Raw genomic sequence first — 3,478 nt, 5'->3', positions numbered from 1 at the left:
TCCTATAGGACGTCAACGCTCGGACGTTACGGGGTTCAGTCAGCCCCTGGTGGGTGCTCAGTGGGTCAGGTCAGGTGCTTGCCGACCGTCTCGGGCAAGCCGAACAGGGCGACGAAGACCAGCCCATAGGCGAGCGCGCCGAATGCCATTGCTCCACCCACGCCGTACGACGTCGCGAGGAAACCGATCATCATCGGGAAGAACGCGCCGAGGCCGCGGCCCGCGTTGTAGGTGAAGCCCTGGGCGGTACCGCGCACGCGCAGCGGGAAAAGCTCGGAAAGGTACGCCCCGAAGCCGCTGAAGATGGCCGACGAGCAGAACCCGAGCGGGAATCCGAGGAACAGCACGTAGTCGTTCGCCGCGGCCGGCAGCTGGGTGTAGAGAATGATCAATCCGGCGCTGAGGACTGCGAAGATGCGGAAGGTGGCCTTGCGACCGATCTTGTCGGTGAAATAGCCACCGGTGAGGTAGCCGGCGAACGCGCCGGCAACCAGGAATGCCAGGTACCCGCCGGTGCCGACCACGCTGAGGCCACGCTCGGTCCGCAGATAGGTCGGGACCCACGTCGCGAGCGTGTAGTAGCCGCCCTGGGCTCCGGTAGAGAGCATCGTCGCGAGCAACGTCGTGCGCAGCAGGTCCGGCTTCCAGATGCTCGCGAGCCCGCCCTTGTCGATCTCATGCTTGTTGTCCTCGAAGGCCGGGGCGTCCTGGAGGTTGCGGCGCAGGTAGATCACCAGGAGCGCGGGCAGCGCGCCGGTGATGAACAGCACGCGCCACGCGAGGGATTCGTCGACCACTGAGAAGATGAACGTGTAAGCGACGACCGCGAGGGCCCAGCCGATCGCCCACGAGCTCTGGATCAGGGCGACCGTGCGGCCGCGGTGCTTCGCCGAGGCGTACTCCGACATCAGGACTGCGCCGGCCGCCCACTCACCGCCGAAACCGATGCCTTGCAGGGCGCGGAAGATGAGCAGCGTCTCGTAGTTCTGAGCGAACCCGCACGCCGCGGTGAAGATCGCGTAGATGACGATCGTGGCCATCAGGGTCTTCACCCGGCCGATCCGGTCGGACACGACGCCGGCGATGATCCCGCCGAAGGCGCTCGCGACGAGCGTCGTCGTGGCGAGCATGCCAGCCTCCGGCTTGCTCAGCCCGAACGTCAGGGTGATCGCGGCGAGGCCGAGGGGAAGCACCCAGAAGTCGTAGGAGTCGAGGGCGTAGCCGAGGAAGGAGCCCCGGAAGGCCCGCCGGCCGCGGAGGTCGAGCGCGCGCCACCAGGCGAAGGCGCCGGTGTCGTCAGGGCCGAGCTTCTCGGCCGGTTGAGTCGTGCTTGGGGTCGCGTCAGGCGTGGTCGCCATGGGGTGCCGCCTTGTTGTCGAAGTTCCGGAACAGCTGGACTGGTCGTGGGTACTTACGGGACCTGGTAGTCGCGGTCGCGTGCGTCGGTGATGAGCATGTGGCCGGGGGCGTGCCCGATGGCGAGGCGTGGCCGGGACTCCATCACGGCGGCCTGCGGGGTGACGCCGCAGGCCCAGAAGACCGGGACGTCGCCGTCGCGGATGGTCACCGGGTCACCGAAGTCCGGTGTGGACAGGTCGGCGATCCCCAGCTGGGCCGGGTCTCCGACGTGCACCGGCGCGCCGTGCACCGCGGGGTAGCGGGACGTGATGCGCACCGCGTCGGCGACCTGCGACGGCGGGATCGGCCGCATGGACACGACCATCGGGCCGGACAGGGAACCGGCGGGCTCGCTGCGGATGGTGGTCCTGTACATCGGTACGTTGACGCCCTGGTCGAGGTTCGCGATCGGCACCCCGGCGTCCTGGAGGGCCGCTTCGAAGGTGAAGCTGCAGCCGACGATGAACGTGACCAGGCCCTGGTGCCACCACGGGGAGATGTCGGTGGGTTCGGCCACCAGCACCCCGTCCTCGTACACGGTGTATCGGGGGACGTCGGTGCGGATGTCCCCGTCCGCGAGCAGCGGGCCGCTCGTCTCCCCGGCGTCGAGCACCCCGAGCACCGGGCAAGACTTGGGGTTGCGCTGGGCGAAGAGCAGCACGTCGAACGCGAGCGACCGGTCCACGATGAGCAGGTTCGCCTGGGCGAACCCCCGGACCCACCCGGCCGTCGGCATGACGAGCCCGTCGCGGAAGAGGGCCCGGGCCTGGGCCGGGGTGAGTGACGCGACGTCGGCGGGGATCGCCGGGCTCATGTGCACCTGGTGGTGAATGCGCACCTGGCGAACGTGAGACCGGTCGTGAACCGGGTGAATCGATTGTTTTCCTGGTCTGATCGGGTAGCGGGTCGAGAAATCGTCGTGACCATCGGGCGCTCGCTCCTGTGCATTGACATGCTGGCGGACTGCCCAATTTGGCAGCAGACCATCGAATGAGTAAGACGTCTCGGTGCCCCCGCCGAGCCGCCCGGCGAAAATGTTTTCGACCCGCGGTCATTCGTTCGAATTGCCCCAGCAAAGCAGGCGATTGTTACGCGGTCGTTTCACGTCGGTCATGGGAGGTCGTCCCGGTCGAGCGGGTCGCGCCATCGGTGCCGCGCCGTCGGTGGACGGTTTCGGCAACCATACGGATCGTTCAACGATTCCACAAGAGTCTGCGTGAACATTTCGAGGGTCGAAGGTCCTAGACTGGACTTTTCGCAGGTCAACGAGGAGGCGGCGATGGCACAGCTCACCGATGAGGCGTCACTGTTCGCCGGGCTCGCGCGGGACCGCGGTCAGCTCACGCGCACGAGTACGGCCGAGCGGGTCGCGGCCATCCTGCGCGAGCGGATCACCGAGGGGTCGCTGCCGCCCGGGACCCGGCTCTCCGAGGAGCTCCTCGGCCAGGCGCTCGGGGTCTCCCGAAACACGCTCCGCGAGGCGTTCCGGCTGCTCTCCAAGGAGCGCCTGCTCGTGCACGAGCTCAACCGCGGGGTGTTCGTCCGCAAGCTGACCCTGGACGACCTGGTCGACGTCTACCGGGTGCGGCGTCTCGTCGAGGTCGCCGTCGTGCGCTCCGCCGGACCGCTCGACGACGACCAGCTGCGCCGGCTGCGCGCGGACGTCGCCGCGGGGGAGCAGGCCGTCGCCGAGGGCCGCTGGATCGACGTCGGGACGGCGAACATCCACTTCCATCTCTCCCTGGTGGCGCTCTCGGCCAGCCCGCGGGTCGACGAGCTCATGCACCAGGTGCTCGCCGAGCTGCGCCTGGTCTTCCATGTCATGACCGACCCGCGGGCGTTCCACGCGCCGTTCGTCAGCCGGAACCGCGCGCTGATCGCCCTGCTCGAGGCCGGCGACTTCGAGCAGGCCGCGCGCGACCTCGAGGTCTACCTCACCGACGCCGAGGCCGAGCTGGTCACCGTCATGGCAACCCCTTAGCCTTGCCGGCCTACGGCGATCCGCCCGCCGCCATCCCGCTGCTAGCCAGCTGCCAGCCAGATCCACCCCGAGAGTCCCTCCCCAGACAACAAAAAAACC

General features: G+C 68.3%; 3 protein-coding genes. 1 reads left to right on the top strand and 2 read right to left on the bottom strand.

The window, feature by feature from the left end; all coding sequences use genetic code 11:
- Positions 1 to 65: 65 nt before the first annotated feature.
- Positions 66 to 1,358, bottom strand: a complete 1,293-nt coding sequence (locus VIM26_RS19990; RefSeq protein ID WP_331954504.1) for an MFS transporter — start codon at positions 1,356 to 1,358, stop codon at positions 66 to 68.
- Positions 1,359 to 1,411: 53 nt separating this feature from the next.
- Complete coding sequence (locus VIM26_RS19985) at positions 1,412 to 2,212, bottom strand: putative hydro-lyase (protein WP_331954506.1); 801 nt, start codon at positions 2,210 to 2,212, stop codon at positions 1,412 to 1,414.
- Between the two features lie 465 nt (positions 2,213 to 2,677).
- On the opposite strand from VIM26_RS19985, the gene VIM26_RS19980 reads away from it, so the two are divergent.
- Positions 2,678 to 3,379 (top strand): GntR family transcriptional regulator, encoded by a 702-nt coding sequence (locus tag VIM26_RS19980; protein WP_331954502.1) that lies wholly within the window; start codon positions 2,678 to 2,680, stop codon positions 3,377 to 3,379.
- The last annotated feature ends 99 nt before the right edge of the window (positions 3,380 to 3,478 follow it).

This window comes from Pengzhenrongella sp., assembly GCF_036565025.1.
Classification (GTDB): domain Bacteria; phylum Actinomycetota; class Actinomycetes; order Actinomycetales; family Cellulomonadaceae; genus Pengzhenrongella.
This window is presented reverse-complemented; position numbering and strand designations above follow the sequence as displayed.

Coding starts and splice junctions, on each gene's coding strand:
- VIM26_RS19990 (WP_331954504.1), bottom strand. CDS start 1,358: ATGGCGACCACGCCTGACGCGACCCCAAGCACGACTCAACCGGCCGAG.
- VIM26_RS19980 (WP_331954502.1), top strand. CDS start 2,678: ATGGCACAGCTCACCGATGAGGCGTCACTGTTCGCCGGGCTCGCGCGG.
- VIM26_RS19985 (WP_331954506.1), bottom strand. CDS start 2,212: ATGAGCCCGGCGATCCCCGCCGACGTCGCGTCACTCACCCCGGCCCAG.